Source organism: Pseudomonas sp. SAS7 (assembly GCF_052112345.1).
Classification (GTDB): Bacteria; Pseudomonadota; Gammaproteobacteria; order Pseudomonadales; family Pseudomonadaceae; genus Aquipseudomonas; species Aquipseudomonas putida_Q.
Genome location: NZ_JBEGGO010000001.1, coordinates 275,790 through 294,477 on the forward strand (window position 1 = coordinate 275,790; position 18,688 = coordinate 294,477).

The following is an 18,688-nucleotide window of genomic DNA, read 5'->3' on the forward strand; positions in this document are numbered from 1 at the left end:
ACCGATGACCCGTAACGGCCCGCTGGCCCTGTCCTTTCATGCCTTGGTGATGCTGTTCATGCTCGCCCCGCTGGTGGTGGTGTGCCTGGTGGCATTCACCCCGGAAAACACCCTGAGCCTGCCCACTGCCGGCTTTTCGCTGCGCTGGTTCAGCGCTGTGTTCGAGCGTGCCGACTTCCTCGACGCGTTTTACAACAGCCTGAAACTCGCCGCCCTGGCGGCCTCGCTGGCCACCCTGATCGCCGTGCCGGCAGGCCTGGCGCTGACCCGCTACAGCTTCCCTGGCCAGGGCTTTGTCAACGGCCTGCTGCTGTCGCCGATCATCATCCCGCACCTGGTGCTGGGTGTGGCCTTGCTGAGGTTGTTTGCCCTGATTGGGGTCAATGGCAGCTTCACCTGGCTGGTGTTCGCCCACGTGGTGGTCATTACTCCGTACGTGCTGCGCCTGGTACTGGCTGCGGCCATCGGCATCGACCGCAGCGCCGAACAGGCCGCGCAAAGCCTGGGCGCCGGGCGCATCACGCTGTTCTGCAAGGTCACCCTGCCAATGATTCTGCCCGGCGTGGCCGGTGGCTGGCTGCTGGCGTTCATCAACAGCTTCGACGAAGTCACCCTGTCGATCTTCGTCACCTCGCCTGCTACCCAGACCCTGCCGGTGCGCATGTACGTATACGCCACCGAGTCCATCGACCCGATGATGGCCGCCGTCTCGGCGCTGGTGATTGCCGTCACCGCCCTGACCATGATCGCCCTGGACCGCGTGTATGGCCTGGACCGCGTACTGGTGGGCAAGCAATGACAAGGAATGCCCCTATGCCGCTGTTCAAGCGCGTGGCCGAACACGACCGCGAACCGCTGCCCTTCCTGCTCGACGGCCAACCGGCTCAGGGCATGAACGGCGACACCCTGCTGACCGCCATCCTGACCAACGCCACCCACCTGCGTGGCAGCGACTTCAGCGCCGAACCGCGCGCCGGTTTCTGCCTGATGGGCGCCTGCCAGGACTGCTGGGTACGCCTGCAGGACGGCCGCCGGGTGCGCGCCTGCTCGACCTTTCTGGAACCGGGCCAATGTGTCACCCGCGAACCGGGGCGCCAGGCATGAGCGCAACCGTCATCATTGGTGCCGGCCCCGCCGGCATCCGCGCCGCGCAAACCCTCGTGGCCCATGGCGTGCGCCCAGTGCTGCTGGACGAAGCCAGCCGTGGCGGCGGGCAGATCTACCGCCAGCAGCCGGCCAACTTTCGCCGCTCGGCCAAAGCGTTGTACGGCTTCGAGGCGGGCAAGGCCCAGGCCCTGCACAACACCCTTGAACAACTGCGCGAGCAGATCGACTACCGCCCGGAAACCTTGGTGTGGAATGCCGAGCAGCAAGTGCTGGACACCTTGCAGCAGGGCCAGTTGGCCGACCGCCTGGCATTCGACCGGGTGATCGTCGCCACTGGCGCTACCGACCGCGTGTTGCCGATCCCCGGCTGGACCTTGCCCGGGGTGTATACCCTGGGCGCGGCGCAGATCGCGCTGAAGTTTCAGGGCTGCGCCATCGGCGAGCGGGTGGTGCTGGCTGGCAGCGGGCCGCTGTTGTACCTGGTGGCCTACCAGTACGCCAAGGCCGGCGCCACTGTCAGCGCAGTGCTCGACACCTCGCCGTTCAGCGCCCAGGTCCGCGCCCTGCCGCGCCTGTTACTGCAGCCGGGCACCTTTGCCAAGGGCCTGTACTACCGCGCCTGGCTCACCCGCAAAGGCGTGCCGGTGCAACAGGGAGTGACCCTGCTGGGCATCGAAGGCGAGCAACGCGCCAGCGCCGTACGCTGGTCGCGCAATGGCCAGCAACATACCTTGCCGTGCGACGCCGTGGCATTCGCCCACGCCCTGCGCAGCGAAACCCAGCTGGCGGACTTGCTGGGCTGCCAGTTTGCCTGGAACACCCTCAACCGCGCCTGGCTACCGGTACGTGACGCCCAGGGCCGCGCCAGCAGTCCCGGTGTGTACCTGGCTGGCGACGGCGCCGGCATCCTCGGTGCCGACGGCGCCGAAATGACCGGTGAACTGGCCGCCCTGACGCTGCTGGCCGACCTCGGCAAACCTGGCAACCCGCAACGCCAGCAACAATTGGAAAAACGCCTGGCCACCCTGCAGCGCTTTCGCCAGGGCCTGGAACAGGCCTTTCCGTTCCCCGAGCAGTGGGCCCGGCAGGCCCCGGACCCGTTGACCGTGTGCCGCTGTGAACAGGTCAGCGCTGGCGAAATCCGCGCCACGGTGCGCGCCGGGCACTGGGAAATCAACCGGGTCAAAGCCATGTGCCGGGTCGGCATGGGCCGTTGTCAGGGCCGCGTGTGCGGGGCCGCCGCCGCCGAACTGATTGCCTGCGAAAGCGGTCGGCCCATTGACCAGGTTGGGCGCCTGCGTGGCCAGGCACCGGTCAAGCCCCTGCCCTTCGGCCTGGAGATCAAGCCATGAAGCTGATCGAGGTGGACGCCATTGTTGTCGGCGGTGGCATCGTCGGCAGCAGCGCTGCATTGACCCTGGCCCGCGGTGGCAAACAGGTGGCGCTGCTTGAACGTGACTTCTGTGGCTCGCACTCCAGCGGGGTGAACTATGGCGGGGTCCGTCGCCAAGGCCGCTCGCTGGCCCAGCTGCCACTGTCGATGCGTGCCCATGCCATCTGGGGGCAGTTGCGCGAGTGGATCGGCATCGACGGCGAGTACGCCCGCAGCGGCCACCTGAAGCTGGCGCGCAGCCAAACCGACTTCGACGCCTTGAAGGCCTATGCCCGTCGGACCCAGGCCTTTGACCTGCGCCTGCAACTGCTGGAGCACCACGAACTGCGCCAGCGCTTCCCTTGGGTGGGCGATATCGCCGTCGGTGCGTCGTATTGCCCCGAGGACGGCCATGCCAACCCGCGCCTGGTGTCACCCGCTTTCGCCCAGGCGGCCCGGCACAGCGGCGCCCAGTTGCACGAGCAATGCAAAGTGCTGGAGGTAGACCACGACGGCCAGCGCTTCACCGTGCGCACCAGCACAGGCCAGTGCTTCAGGGCGCCCTGGCTGCTGAACTGCGCCGGCGCCTGGTCGGCGCAACTGGCCGAATACTTCGGCGAACCGGTGCCGCTGACGGCGGCCCACCCGGCGATGCTGGTCACCGAGCCACTGCCGCTGTTCATGACCGCCAGCACCGGGGTCGAAGGCGGCGGTATCTACGCCCGCCAGGTGGCGCGCGGCAACTGCGTGCTGGGCGGTGGGCGCGGCTTTGCCCTGACCCCAACCACCGCCCGCCCGGGGCAAGCCGCAGTGCTCGACATCCTGCGCAATGCCACCGAGCTGTACCCGGCATTGGCCGGCGCCCAGGCGATTCGCACCTGGAGCGGCACCGAAGGCTACCTGCCCGATGACGAACCGGTGATAGGCCCCAGCCTGCGCCAACCCGGCCTGCTGCATGGCTTCGGCTTTGCCGGCGCTGGCTTTCAGATTGGCCCGGCAGCCGGTGAAGCCTTGGCGCAATGCGTCCTTCATGGCGCGCCGGCCATCAGCCTGGCGGCCTTTTCCATCAACCGTTTTCAGCCCCACCACCACTACAAGGAAAACCTGTCATGACGCACAAGCAACGTTTGCTCGCCCTGTTCTGCGCCGTACCTGGCCTGTTCGCCTGCCTGCCCGCCATGGCGCAACCCACGCTGTACCTGGGCATGAACGGCGGCACCATGGAGCGGCTGTTCAGCGACAACATCCTGCCCCCGTTCGAGAAGGCCAACGGGGTGAAAGTGGTGATCGTCCCCGGCACTTCGGCCGACATCCTGGCCAAGGTCCAGGCCACGCCGAACAAGCCGGCGATCCACGTGATGGTGCTGGATGACGGCATCATGTACCGCGCCATCGGCATGGGCCTGTGCAGCACCCTCAAGCCCAACCCGACGCTGGCCCAGCTGCCGGAAAAGGCCCTGATCAAGGACAAGGCCGCCGCCGTCAGCCTGGGCGTGACCGGGCTTGCCTACAACAGCCGCCTGTTCAAGGAAAAAGGCTGGGCAACACCCACCTCGTGGAACGACCTGGCCGACCCGCGATTCAAGGACAAAGTGGTGTTCCAGTCGATGGCGTCGTCCACCTTCGGCTTGCACGGTTTCCTCATGTACAACCGCCTGCACGGTGGCAGCGATACCGACGTCAACCCGGGCTTCATGGCCTGGAAGAAGAACGTTGGCCCGAACGTACTGGAGTACATCCCCAACTCGGCCAAGCTTTCGGAAATGGTGCAAACCGATGAGGCCGCGTTGTTCCCGCTCACCCCTACCCAGGTGACGGCGCTGAAGCTCAAGGGCATCCCGGTGGAATACGCCGCGCCCAAGGAAGGCGCCGTGGTGCTCAACCAGGCCGAATGCGTCACCGCCAACAACGACCAGCCGGAGCTGGCGCAAAAGCTTGCCGAGTTCCTGCTCAGCCCTGAGGCGCAGGCACCGGCACTGGAGCTGGGTGACCAGATCCCGTCCAACCCCAATACCCCGACCAGCGACAAGACCCGTAGCCAGGTCGAGGCCATGCAGACCTACCTGCAAACTGCCGTGACCATCGACTGGGACCAGGTCAACACCCAGCGCCCGGAATGGAACGCCCGCTGGAATCGCCAGATCGAGCGATAGGCCGAGGCCCTGGCCCGCTGCCGGCCCTCAGGTGCCGGCTAGCGGGCGCTGCCACGTGGCCTACATGGCGCCTCAATCCAGCACTGGCCGCAACAACGCCTGCGCCTCGTACAGTGGCGGCAAATAGCGCATGCGGATTTCATCCACACTCAACCGCGAAGCGTGGGTGGTGATGGTCAGCGTCGCTTTCAGCTGCCCGGCACGGTCCAGCAACGGTACACCCAGCACCCGCATACCCATCTCATACTCCTGATCGACGATACAGAAACCCTGATCCTTCACCCGTTGCAATTCCGCCTCCAGTTGCACGCGGTCTGTCTGCGTATAAGGCGTCAACGCCCGCAACGGGTTATGTGAGAAGTACTCATCCCGCTCCCCCTCACCCAGCCAGGCCAGCCAGATACGCCCGCCGGCGGTGCAATACATTGGCACCCGCGAACCGGGCCTGATCGACAACGAAGCCACATGGCTATAGCGGCTGCGCACCAGGTGGATGATCTCGTCACCATCGCGGGTACCCACCGACACATGCTCCTGGGTCTGGCGCGCCACCTGCTCGACAATCGGCCGCAGCATGCGCGGCAGTTGCGCCGAGTCCACGTACGCCTGGCCAATACGTAAAGCCTTGGGCGTCAGCCAGTACTCGCGGCTGTCGGTTTCGGCAAAGCCCTCGTGCACCAAGGTCAGCAAAAAACGCCGTGCGGCGCTGGGCGTAAGGCCAGACAACCTGGCTGCCTGCGGCACGCTCAGGCGCGGTTGCTCGGCGCTGAACAATTGCATCAGGGCGAGGCCTTTCTGCAAGCCGGCGATCAAATCGCGGGGGTGGGTGGCGGGCGTGTTCATCTTTACGACTCGCAAGTGGGCAAAAACAGCCGATTACTGCGATAACCGGATCATGATTGCGATTATCGCATCAAAAGCCCGATCAATGCATTGTTGCTCTCCCGCCTCTGCATCACGCTTGCCTCCACAACAACATCAATAAGGAGGTCAGCATGATTCGTGGTTCCACTGAGCTGGTTGCCATCGTCGGTTCGCCCATTGCCCAGGTGAAGTCCCCCGAGAACTTCAACACCTGGTTCGCCAACAACAACTGCAACGTCGCCATGCTGCCCATCGACCTGCACGAAGCCGCGCTGGCCAGCTTTGCCGACAGCCTGCGTGGCTGGCAGAACCTGCGCGGCTGCGTGGTCACCGTGCCCTACAAGCAGGCCCTGGCCAGCCGCCTGGATGGTTTGAGCGAACGTGCGGCTGCCTTAGGTTCGGTCAATGTGATACGCCGCGAGCGCGACGGGCGCCTGCTGGGTGACAACGTAGACGGCGCCGGCTTCCTCGGTGCTGCGCGCAAGCATGGCTTTGATCCGGCGGGCAAACGGGCGCTGGTGATCGGTTGCGGCGGTGTTGGCAGTGCCATCAGCTACGCATTAGGCGAGGCAGGTATCGGCAGCATTACCCTCAGCGACACCAGCACAGCGCGCATGGGCGCTGTGTGCGAACTGCTCGGCAATGCCTTCCCGGGGCTTTCGATCAGCACGCAGTTCAGTGGGCTGGAAGACTTCGACCTGGTGTCCAACGCCTCCCCGGTCGGCATGGGCACAGGCGCAGAACTGCCGTTGTCCGCTGCCCTGCTGGCCACGTTGCAGCCAGACACCCTGGTCGCCGACGTGGTCACTTCGCCCGAAATCACCCCGCTGCTTAACCGCGCGCGCCAAGTCGGCTGCGCGACCCAGACCGGCCCGGAAATGGCCTTCGCCCAACTCGGCCACCTTGGCGCCTTCATGGGCGTGACGCCGCTGGAGATCTGAGGCCATGGCAACTCTTGAACACTTACAACACAGCTTTGACCTGGTGGTATTGGGCAGCGGCGCTGGCGGTTTTGCAGCTGCCGCCACGGCGGCTCGCCGCGGGCTGAAGGTGCTGGTAGTGGAAAAGGCCGAACGCTTTGGCGGCACCTCGGCGATATCCGGCGGCGCGGTGTGGCTGTACGGCACCGATCAAGCCCGCGCCGCGGGGGCCAAGGATTCACCCGAGGCCATGCGCACCTACCTCAAACATGTGATCGGCGACGGCTACGACCCTGCCCTGGCAGATGCCTTCATCGAGCACGGCCACCAGGCGCTGCGCTGGCTGGAACAGCACACCGAGCTGCGCTACGCCCTGCGCCCGCACTCACCGGATTATTACCCCGATGCCCCAGGCGCCACCCAGTTTGGTCGGGCGCTGGAAATGGTCGAGTACGACGGCAAGCACCTCGGCCCCCGCTTCAAGGACCTGCAAATGCCACCGCCCGGCATGCTGTTGTTCGGCGGCATGATGGTCAACCGGGTGGATATCCAGCATTTTCTCAGCATTCGTCGCTCACCCAAGTCGCTGTGGCACTGCCTGAAACTGATGGCACGTTACGCACGGGACCGCCTGCAGCATCCGCGTGGTACCCGGCTGACTACCGGCAACGCGCTGATCGCCCGCCTGGCCACCAGCGCCTTTGCCCATGGCACACAGCTGTGGTTGCGCAGCGAGGCCCTGGAACTGATCGTTGAACAGGGCGCGGTCACGGGCGTGGTGGTACAGCACGAGGGGCGCCGCGAACGGGTACTGGCCCGCGGCGGTGTGGTGTGCGCCATGGGTGGGTTCGCGGCGGGCGCACTCGCCGCTGGCTACCGGCCAGCCCAGCAAGCACCGCACCTGACCATGTCACCCGCTGCCAACGACGGCGCTGCCCTGCGCCTTGGCCAGGCTGTGTCGGCGGCTCAGGGCGAGGGCCTGGCGGCCAACTTCTTCTGGGCGCCGGTTTCCGAACTGCGCCACGCCAGTGGCGAGCGTGAGCGCTTCCCGCATCTGGTCACCGACCGCGCCAAACCCGGCGTGATCGCGGTGAACCCGGCCGGGCGGCGCTTCGTCAACGAGTCCGACTCCTACCACCACTTCGTGCAGACCATGTTCGCCAACGGCCTCGCCAGCTGCTGGCTGGTCTGCGATGCCGAGGCCATGAACCGCTATGGCCTGGGCCTGGCGCGGCCAAAACCGGTGAACAACCAGGCGCTGATCGACGCCGGTTACCTGTATCAGGCGGCAACACCGCAAGCCCTGGCCGAGGCCATCGGGGTCGACCCGCAGGTATTCGGGCACACCCTGGAGCAATTCAACGCCGACGCCTGCAACGGCATCGACCGCGCGTTCGGCAAAGGCGGCAACAGCTACAACCGCTACATGGGCGACCCGCAGCACACGCCCAACCCCTGCCTGGCGCCACTGGCAAGTGGGCCGTTCTACGCCATTCGCATTCACACCGGCGACCTCGGATCGGCCTGCGGCCTGGTGACCAACGCCGATGCCAACGTGCTGAACCGCACCGGCCAGCCGATTGCCGGGCTGTACGCGGTCGGCAACGACATGAACTCATTGATGAAAGGCACCTACCCCGGCCCCGGCATCACCCTGGGCCCTGCCCTCACCTTCGGCTGGCTCGCTGCCAACCACATCACCGCGCGCCTGCAGGCGCCGGCCACACAAACGGAGACCCCTGCATGTACTACGAACTGAGAACCTACACCCTCGACCCACTGAAAATGGCCGACTGGCTGGCCCTGTACCAAAGCCATGCGCTGGAAGTGCAAAGCGAGCACCTGGGTAACCTGGTGGGCTTTTTCACCAGCGAGTTCGGCGACGTCAACCAGGTGGTGCACATCTGGGGCTATGCCAGCCTCGACGAGCGCATCGCCCGCCGCGCCGCAATGGCAGCCGACCCGCGCTGGGCGGAATTCTCGCGGCGCAACCGCGAACTGGCGGCAGTAGTACGCCTGCAATCGCGGCTGATGCGGCCCACCGGCTTTTCGCCGCTGCAGTAAACCCTAAGCCACCTCCTACCAACGCCTGAGCGGAACCCTTGCATGCAACCCCTCGAATGCGACGTACTCGTCATCGGTTCCGGTGCCTCTGGCCTGGCGGCCGCCGTTACCGCCGCGCATCACGGCCTGCACGTGATCGTTGCGGAAAAATCCAGCCAGCTGGGCGGCACCAGCGCCTGGTCGGGGGGCTGGCTGTGGGTACCGCGCAACCCGCTGGCCGTTGCCGAAGACATCGTCGAAAACGACGATGCCCCAGAACGCTACCTGCGTGCGCAAACCCATACGCACGAGCTGGACCCACGCCAGCGTGCATTCCTGCGCCACGGCCCGGAAATGGTGGCGTTTTTCCAACAGCACACCGCCGTACAGTTTCAATCCGGTAGCCGCATGCCCGACATGCGCGAAGGTGACGGCAGCGCAAACGGCGGCCGTTCGCTGTGCGCACTGCCCTACGACGGCCGCCTGCTCGGCCCTTGGCTGCACAAGCTCCGCCCGCCGCTAGACATCGTCAGCCTGGCCGGCATGGGCATTGCCGGCGGCGCCGACATGGCCGCCTTTTTCAATGCCACACGCTCGCCCAAGGCAGCGCTGCATGTGGGCAAGCGCCTGCTGCGTCACGGGCGCGACCTGCTGCTGCACCGACGCGGCCAGCAACTGGTCAATGGCAACGCACTGGTGGCACGCCTGCTGCGCAGCGCGCTGGACCTGGGTGTGACGCTGCTGACCGACAAGCCGGCCAGCCGCCTGTTGGGGGAAGGCCGGGTCAGCGGCGCGCTGTTTGCCGATGGCCAGGCGATCCACGCACGCCGGGGGGTGGTGCTGGCCTGCGGCGGCTTCCCCCACGACCGCGAGCGCATCGCTCAATTGATAGCGCACGCGCCAGATGGCACCCGGCATTACTCTGCAGCGCCCAAAGAAAACAGCGGCGACGGCCTGCGCCTGGGTGAACAGGCCGGTGGTCTGGTAAGTACCAAGCTGGCGCAATCCGGGGCCTGGGCACCGGTTTCGCGGGTACCCCGCAGTAATGGTACCTTCGGCCATTTCCCACACCTGATCGACCGCGCCAAACCCGGCTTCATCGCCGTGCGCCGCGATGGCCGACGCTTTGTCAACGAAGCCGATTGCTACCATGACTTCATGAACGCACTGTTCGCTGCCACGCCGCAAGGCGAGCCACCTGAAGCCTGGCTGATCTGCGACCACGCCGCGCAACGCCGTTACGGCATCGGCTGGGCCAAGCCGTTTCCCTTCCCCACCCGCTTTTACCAACGCTGCGGCTACCTGCACAGCGGCGCTACGCTGGCACAGTTGGCGCAGCGCTGCGGGATCGATGCCGCGCAGTTGCAGCGCACGGTGGACGGTTTCAACTACTGTGCGGCACAGGGTGAAGACCCGACCTTCCAGCGCGGCGCGTCCGCCTACAACCGGGCCCAGGGCGATCCGCAACAGGCACCCAACCCGTCGCTTCGGCCGTTGTTGAAGGGGCCGTTTTACGCGGTGAAACTGCTGCCAGGCAGCCTTGGCACTTTCGCTGGCCTGGGCACCGACGCCTCGGCCCGGGTGCTGGACCACGCGGGGCAGCCGATACCCGGGCTGTTTGCGGTGGGTAACGACATGCACAGCGTGATGGGTGGGTACTACCCGAGTGGGGGTATTACCCTTGGGCCAGGGATGACCTTTGGGTATCTGGCCGGTAGAGCATTAAGTGGCCTGCGTTCAAAGTGAACACCGCAAGGGCCGATTTTCATAAAGGCTGCCCATGCGCCTGCTCTACCTGAGCCACCTTGGGCGACTGTTGCAACAACCCTCGCGGCAATCGGAAGCTTTTGAACGGTTGCTGGGTAATGGGATTGAAGGCTTTTTCAGCATTCAGTCGATAGCGCATCACGCCATCGCCGGTCCGGAAGCTCAGGTCTACGCTGGTTGGCGTCCGCCCATTGAGTGAGCCGCGGCTGAGCAAGCGGAACATCGACCATGGCCCGCGGTACTCCAGGCTGCTGCTGTTACCGTTCTGCCTCAGCAAGGTAAGGTTGCTGCGCACCTGCTGCCCCAAAGTATTGGGCCAGACGATCCCGGTGATCTGGCTCGGCCCATGGGTGTAGGAAATCAGCTGACCATCGAGGTCCAGCAGACTGGTACGCTGGTTAGCGCTGAGGCCCAACGGCTCGATGCTGAACTGCACACTCAGGTTGCCGCGCTGATCGAAGAAGGTTTCGCGGATGCGATCTGCCAGCTCGAGTTGCTCGATCACGTCGGCGCGAATCAACGAGCGCCCTTGCTGGCCGGCCTGCAGGGCTTCAAGGTTGTCCTTCAGGAAGACCTTCAGGTACTGATCGTTGAACTGCTGCAGCCGCCCCTTGGGCCCGAAGAACGCCTCAAAGTCGTCCAGGGAGGCGTCAGGTGCTCTCACTACGAAGGGATAGCGCCCTGCCAGGCGCTGCTGAAAGAAGCTGTACACCTCGGCATCCCAACGCCGCTCCAGCTCGCGCAGGGCTTCGACGTTGAGCACTTGTGCCGTTTGATCGGCCAATTTCCTGACCTGGTGGTTGATCGGCTCTGGCAACCCGGTAGAGACTCGCTGCAAGGTACCAATAGGATCCTGACCCGTCATCGAGAAGCGTTGATGCACAGCCTGGAGTGCAGCTTTGCCTCTGTCGGGGCTGTCCTGCACCGCCTTGGCGTAATCATGAACGGCGGTAATGGCGCCAAGGGTTTCATCGTAGTAGCTGGGCTTCTCACCGGTTCCTCGCAGCATGGCGCTCAGCCCGACAAATGCGCGCTGGATGGCCCAGGCCTGTTGTTGCTCGGGCTTGCTGGCTGGCGGTGCTAGCGCTTCAGCATCTTCAGGTGTCTCAACGCCCATGGCTGGTGACAGCGAAGTGTTGTCCTTGACAGTGTCCAACAATCGATGGAGTGGTGCCGCTGGGCCGGTGAACTGCTGCAGAACTGCCACCCCATGGTCCAGATCGCGGAAGTCAGTCACCGAAATTGCGTTCAAGGCGCGCCGCCAACTGTCGATGAAATCCGCGCTGTACAAATTGCGCAGCCGCTCGCTCAGCGCCGCACGATCAGCGTCAGAGTAATCGAGCTGGCCGCGCTCACCCAGCGCCCACTGGTCGATCATCGCCATGTCAGCAAACCGCTGGCTGCGCGGTTCGAAGTACTCCTTGAAACCTTTAGCGGTGAGCATCGGTGCCAGCACGACATCATCGCCTTTCCTGGAACTGCCAGCTGACTGATACACCACATCAAAGGCCGGCCCCACCTGATTACGCAGGTCCAGGCCGATGTGCAACTGCTCCTCAGCCTGCTGTTTGAGGCTCGCATAGACCCGCTCGGCAAGCGGGACCCTGCGCAAACTCTGCTGCACCTCGGCGATGCGCTGACGATACTGGGGCAGATCGGCGTCGGCATAGGCCAGCGCATACTTCAAGTGCCGCATCAGGTCGCGTTGCAATTGCCCTTGGCCTGGGAATTTTTGCTGCCACTGGCGAGCCATCCAGTCCTCGACCCAGTCGGGCCGTCGGTTCTGACGGTCCTCCAGCATCCGGTAAACCCTGAGGGTAGCCATTTGTTGCTCACTGCCAGGCTGTGCCGCGGCCATGGCATCGATTACCCCACTGGCCAAGGCTGGCAGGAAACGCTTGGAGAGCAAGCTAAGGTAAGCCTCATCCACGCGTGGACCTATGGCCCGTCCTTGATACAGACCTAAATCAGCTACACCCGGCCACGCTGCACGATAGTCGCCAAACACAGCCACCGCGTCGCGGATCTGGTCCAGTGGCTCCAACAGGTTGCGCCCGGTCGGGTCCAGTCGCTGGTCGATTTCGTGATGACTATACTCCCTGCTCTTGGCGAGCACATTGGCGGCCTTGGCGCCATTGATATCGAAGTAGCGTTGCCAACTGGCGATGCCAACCCACAAAGCCAGGACGCCTACACCAGAGCCTACCCAGAGCAGCTGGCGCTTGTTGCGCGCCACTTTGATGTTGTCCCCAGCGAGCCCAGATTCCGGATTGATGACGCGCCTGAACGCGTGCTGGATGAAATAGGCCAGAGCCTTGCCCTGCGCCTTGCCTTCAAACAGTGGAAGCTTGGTCTTGTAGGGCTGTGCCGCCTCCCGAACAAAGGCGTTGAGCATGTCGCCCTGCTGCATCACCGAAGACCAATACACGCCACGCACCAAAGCAGGCGTTGTATAGCGGTCGCTGGCAAGTGTTTCTTTGAGAAAGCCCAATAGTATTGGGCGCAAACCGATCAACTGGGCATGCAATGAGAACACGCGGGCTCGCAGCAGCGCACCGTCCAGTGCATCCAGGCGTTCTACCATCTGTTCGAACAACTCGCTGATCATCCGACCGTACTGTTCGCCATATTCTTCTAGCCAAGCGTCGAACGTACCGATCGCATCCAGTTTGAACGTGAAGCCCAGCATCTTTTCCCGCGAAGCGGCGGGAAGGCCGGCGAAAAGCTGGTCAAAACCATCCAGCAGATCGAACTTGCTCAGAACCACATACAGCGGCAATCGCGAACCCAACTGACTGCTCACCTCGTACAGCCGCGTGCGCAACACATGCGCCAATGCAACGCGTTGTTCGGACGTGCCGTGCAATAACGCAGGCAAGTCGATCACCAATACCAAGCCGTTAAGGGCGCGCCGACTGCGGTTGCGCACCAGCCAACCCAGTAAGTGCTGCCACAACCTGGCCGGTGTAGCGGGTGGTACCTCCGGTGCGTCTGCTTCCCCGGCTGGTGAAATTGAGGGCGAATATTGGCGGATGAAGGCGCCGGGCGGATCGATGACCACCGCGTCGTTGCTGACCCACCAACCAATCGGGTATGCCAGCGCTTGCGCCTGTCGGCCGCGCTTCTGTGTCTTGTCGATGCGAGTCAGCGAGAAATCTTGTTCGGTACGGTCAATGAAGCTCGTCTTGCCAGCACGCTGATCACCCACCACCAGATACCAGGGCAATCGGTACAAGGCGCGTCGGCCGCCAGCGTTATGCAAAAACCGCGAAAGCCCTTGGTCCAACGCCTGCTCTTGCGCTTGAACGTACGGCAATACCCGATCCAGCTCGACGGCTGCGGCCTGATTGCGCTCTGCTTGCAGACGGCGATTGCGCTTGCGCAACACAACGAGCCAACACAGTAGCGACACCAGCACGAGTACCAGACTGGCCAGCCCTCGATGGGCCATGCTGGCCAACGGCTGCTGTTCACGCCACGTCCATTGCGGGCCGAGCCACCAGATGGCCACCAGTATCAATGCAGCACCCAGCCCGAGCAGCAGCGGCATGGCCAGACCAATACGAGTCACCAGGGGCAAGCCCCAACGTTTGAGGTGCTTCCATAGTTGATTCATCGTGACTCCCGCTCCTTGTTCCGATCAGCCTCTATCTGAGGTACCGCATACTGCTGAAGACGTTGAAAAACCTCTGGTTCCCAGGCACTGGCGGTGGTTTCCTGCATCGTTCTAGCTACACCTGCGCACAAGTCCCGCGCCAGCCAGGACACGCCCCGGGCGGCCAACAGGTCTGCGGCAATGACAGTGGTATGGCAACGCTCACGGGGCGCGTGGAGATCCGCCTGCATCCCCTGTAGCCTGAGCAAGACGGGTTCCACGCCACCTGCTTCCAGCTGGCTTACCAATTCTTCACGCAGGTTGGCAAACTCATAGGCGGCCGCTTGTTGGCCGGATGCGCCATGTGCCCCCTTGAGCCATGCCAGGCATTGATCATCGACAAACACCTTGCCGTCGCTGAAGCACAGTTGCTGCAATGCCGGCATGCGTTGCACGAACCGCGCGGTCGCGGCGCGAATGGCCTCTGCCACTTCGCCCATTGCCAGCCGGCTGGCAGCGGTTGCCGCCAGGAAGCTGCCGCGTATCCAGTAGGGGCAAGCGGTCACACTTTTTTCGATACGCAGGAGCAATGCCGCGTCAATCCCGGTGCCTGCAATGGCCTCTTCATAATCCCCGGCGATATCCTGTGGCACGGCCATCAGCTCTGTACGGTTGCCTTGCTTGGTTTGAGGTGCTGCCTGCATATGGGCCCACAAGCCGAATCGACGTAGCTGGTAGCCCGTCGGGTCGTAAGGGTCCTGCTGATTGATCAGTTCGGCCATGGTCAGCACGGCCCGGCGTGATTCACGCTCGTTGCCCAGCGATACGCGGGGCATTGGTGTAGCAATGACCTCAGCCAGCGGCGCAGGCTTGCTCGCCGAAGAGGCCGTGGCTAAGGATGAGGTTGTAGTCGGCTCGCCCACACCGTTGGCCAGCCCTGTGTGCTTAGCAAGCTGGCGCTCAAGTTCACCCAAAAACGCTTCATCCAATTGCGCTGCAGCTTGCTGCCGTTGCATCCGTTGCAAGGCATCCTGTGCCGACACCGCATGAGCGGGGGTGTACGTGAATCGGTCCAGCCGTGGCAGCGCTTCGGTCAAACGATTGAGTATCAGCGCAACCAACTTGCGTTTACCAAGGAAGCCTTTAGGGCCAGGCTTCGGATACGAGCTTTCCCAATACTGTTCGATTAGGCCAGCGAGCATCGCCAAGGTAAAAACCCAACGCTCCCAGCATCCGCTGCGCAGCCAGGCGGCACTCAGATGCGCGGCGATGCGCAAATGCTTGCACTGCTGGCCCAGATACTGCCGGGACGCTTCCTCGATGTAGGCCCAGTCAATTGAGGCCTCCTGCAGCCCGCCCAGCTTGACCATTTCCTGGTCTATGGCCTGGTAGGTTTCGTCCTCTACATCGAACAACCCGGCAGGACTCTGAGCGTCGATGGGAGCAAGCAACCGGGCAATTTCCTGCGGGTTGACCTCTGCTACCAGCGACATGCTTTACGCGCCTCATCGATGAGTGGGTCCAGCCCCTGAGCGTCAAAGACCAGGCCGTCAACGGCCGGGTTGTCACTCTCGACGTGAATACGATGGGCCTTTATCAGTTTTTTGATCTGCTCGATGCCCGGCAAGCCCCTGCCGGCATCAAGCACCTGACCGTTCTCCATCACCTGCCAAGGGGTAGGAGCAGTTGAGCCACGATCCCCCTTCAATTGCACGATCACGCGACCGGTATCGATGGGTTGTGCGGCGACCAATTGCAACCTGGAAATGTTTTGCAGACAGCTGATCACCAGATAGGAATGCTGTGCGGCCGAAGCAATCGCAGGCGCCGATATCATCAGCCCATCATCTTCAGCCCTGAGGCGAAACATCAGGTCCTCTGGCGACCGCCCCACCTCATTGGTCAAGACACGACGCAACGTGGTCGAGTCCTGCTCCGGTGCGGACCATTGCACAGGCACAAGATGAGCAGGAGTTCCGGCTGATCTATCGAAACAGGCCAAACGCTCCAGATTAGAAACGATGTGCCGACAATCCTGATAGGAATACGCGGGCATCGATAGAAAGTTCAATACCAGCACAAGACTTATTCCATAAGATTTTTTACCAGTCATCGCAAGAATATTCTCTCTCAATAACACACACGCCCCATTTAGCCGACGAGCGCAAGAACCCCGATTACTTTGAGCGCCCAAAACTGACAAGAGCCTAGCCCATAAAAAACAGGTGATACAAACAAATATTTTTTAACATTTTCGTGCTCGACCAAGCGCCACCACCGAGCGCATGGTTTTTAAAGGACCCATCTAGTCCGACCAACTTTGTTTATAAAAACCAGTCAGACCTGTTTAAACGATACGTCAATATCAGCGAAATTTCCTACAAGTCACTCAAGACATACTTAGAGAACTTCCACGGAAAATTCCTACATACCAAGGAGAGTTTCTGCGATGTCAAAAGCCATGGGATCGGTTGCACCTAAAGAACGTATCAACATCAAGTACGTACCCGCCACGGGCGATGAACAGGCCGAAGTAGAGCTGCCACATAAGATGCTGGTGCTTGGTGATTTCGGGCTGGAAGACACCCGTGCCTTGGAAGACCGTTCGGTCATGCGCATCGATAAACACACCTTCAACAATGTGTTGAACGATGCCGGTGTCAGCCTGGCCATGTCCGTACCCTCTGCGCTCAACACAGCCCCGGATGCGGAGCTGGCGGTCAACCTGCAGTTCAAGGCCATCAACGATTTCGGGCCAGACAGCATCGCCCGCCAAGTACCGGAGCTGAACACGCTGCTGGAGCTTCGCGAAGCATTGGTCGCCCTTAAAGGCCCCTTGGGCAACGTGCCCACGTTCCGCAAGCAACTGCAGCATCTGTTGAATGACGAGCAAGCGCGCAAACAACTGGCCCAAGAACTGAACCTGGTGCTCGAAGCGCCGAAAGAAGACTGAGACAACGGAGCGTCCCATGCCAAAGCAAAACAACACGACCGTCACGGTTGAATCGACAACGGAGATACTGAGCAACGCCACCCTGCTCGACCAGATCATGGCAGAAACCAGGTTGGTGCCCACTCAAGAGGGCTATCAAGTCGCTCGCCAAGGTGTATCTGCCTTTATTGCCGAAATCATTAAAAGCCCTGATCCAGATCAACTGATCAACAAACATCGCGTCGATCAGATGATTGCTGAACTGGATCGAGTCCTCAGCAGACAGATGGATGCCATTCTGCATCAGCCTGAGTTCCAGCAACTTGAGTCAGCCTGGCGCAGCCTCAAACTTCTGGTCGACCGTACGGACTTTCGCGAGAACATCAAGCTTGAAGTGCTGCATGTCAGCAAAGAAGACTTGCTTGATGACTTCGAGAACGCGGCCGATATCACGTGCAGCGGAATGTATAAACACGTTTACACCGCAGGTTACGGCCAGTTTGGTGGCGAGCCAGTTGCGGCCATGGTCGGCAATTACAGCTTCGGCCCCTCTTCCCCCGATATCAAACTATTGAGCTACATGGCCTCCGTCGGTGCGATGTCGCATGCCCCATTCCTCGCCGCACCCTCCCCTGAATTCTTCAACCTCAGCAGCTTTGAAGAGCTGCCCAACCTGAAGGAGATCAAGGACATTTTCGCCGGCCCACGGCATGCCAAGTGGCGTGCGTTTCGTGAAAGTGAGGATGCCCGCCATGTTGGGCTGACAGGACCGCGCTTCATGCTCCGCTCTGCCTATCATCCGCAAGACAATCCGGCCAAGAGCTATCACTACCGCGAAGACATCGACGGGCGGCACGATAATTACCTGTGGGGCAGCTCAGCCTTCCTGCTGGCCAGCTGCATCAACGACAGCTTTGCCCGCTACCGCTGGTGCCCCAACATCATCGGCCCACAATCGGGTGGTGCCGTCGAAGGCCTGCCGGTGCATCTGTACGAATCATTGGGTCAGCTGCAGGCCAAGATTCCTACCGAAGTACTGATTTCCGACCGCAAGGAATTCGAGCTGGCTGAAGAGGGCTTTATCGCCCTGACCATGCGCAAGGACAGCGACAACGCCGCGTTCTTCTCAGCCAACTCGGTGCAGAAGCCTAAAAATTTCCCCAAGACACCCGAAGGCCTGCAAGCACAGACCAACTACAAGCTCGGCACCCAACTGCCCTACCTGTTCATTGTCAATCGCCTGGCCCACTACATCAAGGTGTTGCAGCGCGAGCAGATCGGGAGCTGGAAGGAGCGACGAGACCTTGAATCCGAACTCAACAAATGGATCAAGCAATACGTCGCCGACCAGGAGAACCCCTCTGCCGATGTGCGCAGCCGTCGCCCGTTGCGTGCTGCAAAGGTCGAGGTTTCGGATGTCGCCGGTGATCCGGGCTGGTACCAGGTGTCCCTCGCCGTGCGCCCGCACTTCAAGTACATGGGAGCGAACTTCGAAATCTCCCTGGTTGGTCGGCTTGATACCCAATGAGTGGCTTTTTCGATGGTTTGGTGACCAACCAGTTCGCAAGCCGGGTGCCGTCCAGGCAAGAGAACGCTACCCAGAAGTTCGCCGCCATCAAGCGCCACCTCGAAACGCTGCTCAACGCTCGCCAGGGTTGCTCACAGAGCAGCCCTGAGCTGGGCCTGCGCGACTTCAACGGGCACGACGTAAGCAGTGGCGACCTCCTGAAGCAAGTGAGCGCAGACATCCGCCGCACCATTCAGCGCTTTGAGCCACGTGTGCACGTGCGAACGCTCAAGGCAGTGCCCGATTGTAATGCCCCGTTGGAGCTCCATTTCAGGCTGGACTGCCACGTGCAGGTCAACAACCACACGGAGCAGCTGCAACTGGAGCTGCTGGTCAACGGCCATAACCGCCACACCCGCGTGAGGTGA

General features: G+C 62.4%; 16 protein-coding genes. 12 read left to right on the plus strand and 4 right to left on the minus strand.

Features of this window, described 5'->3' with window-relative positions; all coding sequences use genetic code 11:
- Nucleotides 1–4: 4 nt before the first annotated feature.
- The 5 genes from ABI582_RS01320 to ABI582_RS01340 are packed head-to-tail and all read left to right on the plus strand — an operon-like array spanning nucleotide 5 to nucleotide 4,632.
- Nucleotides 5–799 carry an ABC transporter permease gene (locus ABI582_RS01320; RefSeq protein ID WP_338746998.1) on the plus strand — a complete coding sequence of 265 codons (795 nt, stop codon included), beginning with the start codon at nucleotides 5–7 and terminating at the stop codon, nucleotides 797–799.
- A 14-nt stretch (nucleotides 800–813) separates the two neighbouring features.
- Nucleotides 814–1,104: a (2Fe-2S)-binding protein gene (locus ABI582_RS01325; protein ID WP_442118151.1), complete on the plus strand. Its 291-nt coding sequence runs from the start codon at nucleotides 814–816 to the stop codon at nucleotides 1,102–1,104.
- Nucleotides 1,101–2,459, plus strand: a complete 1,359-nt coding sequence (locus tag ABI582_RS01330) for an FAD-dependent oxidoreductase (RefSeq protein WP_442118152.1) — start codon at nucleotides 1,101–1,103, stop codon at nucleotides 2,457–2,459. Before ABI582_RS01325 ends, ABI582_RS01330 begins: the two co-directional genes overlap by 4 nt.
- Nucleotides 2,456–3,592: an NAD(P)/FAD-dependent oxidoreductase gene (locus ABI582_RS01335; RefSeq protein ID WP_442118153.1), complete on the plus strand. Its 1,137-nt coding sequence runs from the start codon at nucleotides 2,456–2,458 to the stop codon at nucleotides 3,590–3,592. Before ABI582_RS01330 ends, ABI582_RS01335 begins: the two co-directional genes overlap by 4 nt.
- Entirely contained in the window at nucleotides 3,589–4,632 is a 1,044-nt protein-coding gene (locus ABI582_RS01340) for a polyamine ABC transporter substrate-binding protein (protein WP_442118154.1), read from the plus strand. Before ABI582_RS01335 ends, ABI582_RS01340 begins: the two co-directional genes overlap by 4 nt.
- Nucleotides 4,633–4,704: 72 nt before the next feature.
- On the opposite strand, the gene ABI582_RS01345 is transcribed toward ABI582_RS01340, so the two are convergent.
- Nucleotides 4,705–5,475, minus strand: coding sequence for an IclR family transcriptional regulator (locus tag ABI582_RS01345; protein ID WP_442118155.1), 771 nt, complete (start codon nucleotides 5,473–5,475; stop codon nucleotides 4,705–4,707).
- Nucleotides 5,476–5,627: 152 nt separating this feature from the next.
- On the opposite strand from ABI582_RS01345, the gene ABI582_RS01350 reads away from it, so the two are divergent.
- Genes ABI582_RS01350 through ABI582_RS01365 form a run of 4 tightly spaced genes read left to right on the plus strand, consistent with a single transcriptional unit; the run spans nucleotide 5,628 to nucleotide 10,205 of the window.
- Nucleotides 5,628–6,437, plus strand: a complete 810-nt coding sequence (locus tag ABI582_RS01350) for a shikimate dehydrogenase family protein (RefSeq protein ID WP_442118156.1) — start codon at nucleotides 5,628–5,630, stop codon at nucleotides 6,435–6,437.
- Between the two features lie 4 nt (nucleotides 6,438–6,441).
- A complete protein-coding gene (locus ABI582_RS01355; protein ID WP_442118157.1) occupies nucleotides 6,442–8,175 on the plus strand; it encodes an FAD-dependent oxidoreductase in 1,734 nt (577 codons plus the stop codon).
- Complete coding sequence (locus ABI582_RS01360; protein WP_016500295.1) at nucleotides 8,160–8,480, plus strand: NIPSNAP family protein; 321 nt, start codon at nucleotides 8,160–8,162, stop codon at nucleotides 8,478–8,480. The genes ABI582_RS01355 and ABI582_RS01360 overlap by 16 nt, the downstream gene beginning before the upstream one ends.
- Nucleotides 8,481–8,522: 42 nt before the next feature.
- Nucleotides 8,523–10,205, plus strand: a complete 1,683-nt coding sequence (locus tag ABI582_RS01365; RefSeq protein WP_442118158.1) for an FAD-dependent oxidoreductase — start codon at nucleotides 8,523–8,525, stop codon at nucleotides 10,203–10,205.
- Nucleotides 10,206–10,224: 19 nt separating this feature from the next.
- Here the strand turns inward: ABI582_RS01365 and tssM are convergent, their stop codons facing one another.
- Genes tssM through vasI form a run of 3 tightly spaced genes read right to left on the minus strand, consistent with a single transcriptional unit; the run spans nucleotide 10,225 to nucleotide 15,901 of the window.
- Nucleotides 10,225–13,842, minus strand: coding sequence for a type VI secretion system membrane subunit TssM (tssM, locus tag ABI582_RS01370; protein ID WP_442118159.1), 3,618 nt, complete (start codon nucleotides 13,840–13,842; stop codon nucleotides 10,225–10,227).
- The gene (gene tssA, locus ABI582_RS01375; protein ID WP_442118160.1) at nucleotides 13,839–15,314 is read right to left on the minus strand and encodes a type VI secretion system protein TssA; all 1,476 of its coding nucleotides are present in this window, start codon (nucleotides 15,312–15,314) and stop codon (nucleotides 13,839–13,841) included. Before tssA ends, tssM begins: the two co-directional genes overlap by 4 nt.
- Nucleotides 15,302–15,901: a type VI secretion system-associated protein VasI gene (vasI, locus tag ABI582_RS01380; protein WP_442118161.1), complete on the minus strand. Its 600-nt coding sequence runs from the start codon at nucleotides 15,899–15,901 to the stop codon at nucleotides 15,302–15,304. Before vasI ends, tssA begins: the two co-directional genes overlap by 13 nt.
- Nucleotides 15,902–16,270: 369 nt before the next feature.
- On the opposite strand from vasI, the gene tssB reads away from it, so the two are divergent.
- Genes tssB through tssE form a run of 3 tightly spaced genes read left to right on the plus strand, consistent with a single transcriptional unit; the run spans nucleotide 16,271 to nucleotide 18,688 of the window.
- The gene (gene tssB / locus ABI582_RS01385; RefSeq protein ID WP_442118162.1) at nucleotides 16,271–16,774 is read left to right on the plus strand and encodes a type VI secretion system contractile sheath small subunit; all 504 of its coding nucleotides are present in this window, start codon (nucleotides 16,271–16,273) and stop codon (nucleotides 16,772–16,774) included.
- A gap of 16 nt (nucleotides 16,775–16,790) precedes the next feature.
- Nucleotides 16,791–18,281: a type VI secretion system contractile sheath large subunit gene (gene tssC / locus ABI582_RS01390; RefSeq protein ID WP_442118163.1), complete on the plus strand. Its 1,491-nt coding sequence runs from the start codon at nucleotides 16,791–16,793 to the stop codon at nucleotides 18,279–18,281.
- Nucleotides 18,278–18,688: a type VI secretion system baseplate subunit TssE gene (gene tssE / locus ABI582_RS01395; protein ID WP_442118164.1), complete on the plus strand. Its 411-nt coding sequence runs from the start codon at nucleotides 18,278–18,280 to the stop codon at nucleotides 18,686–18,688. Before tssC ends, tssE begins: the two co-directional genes overlap by 4 nt.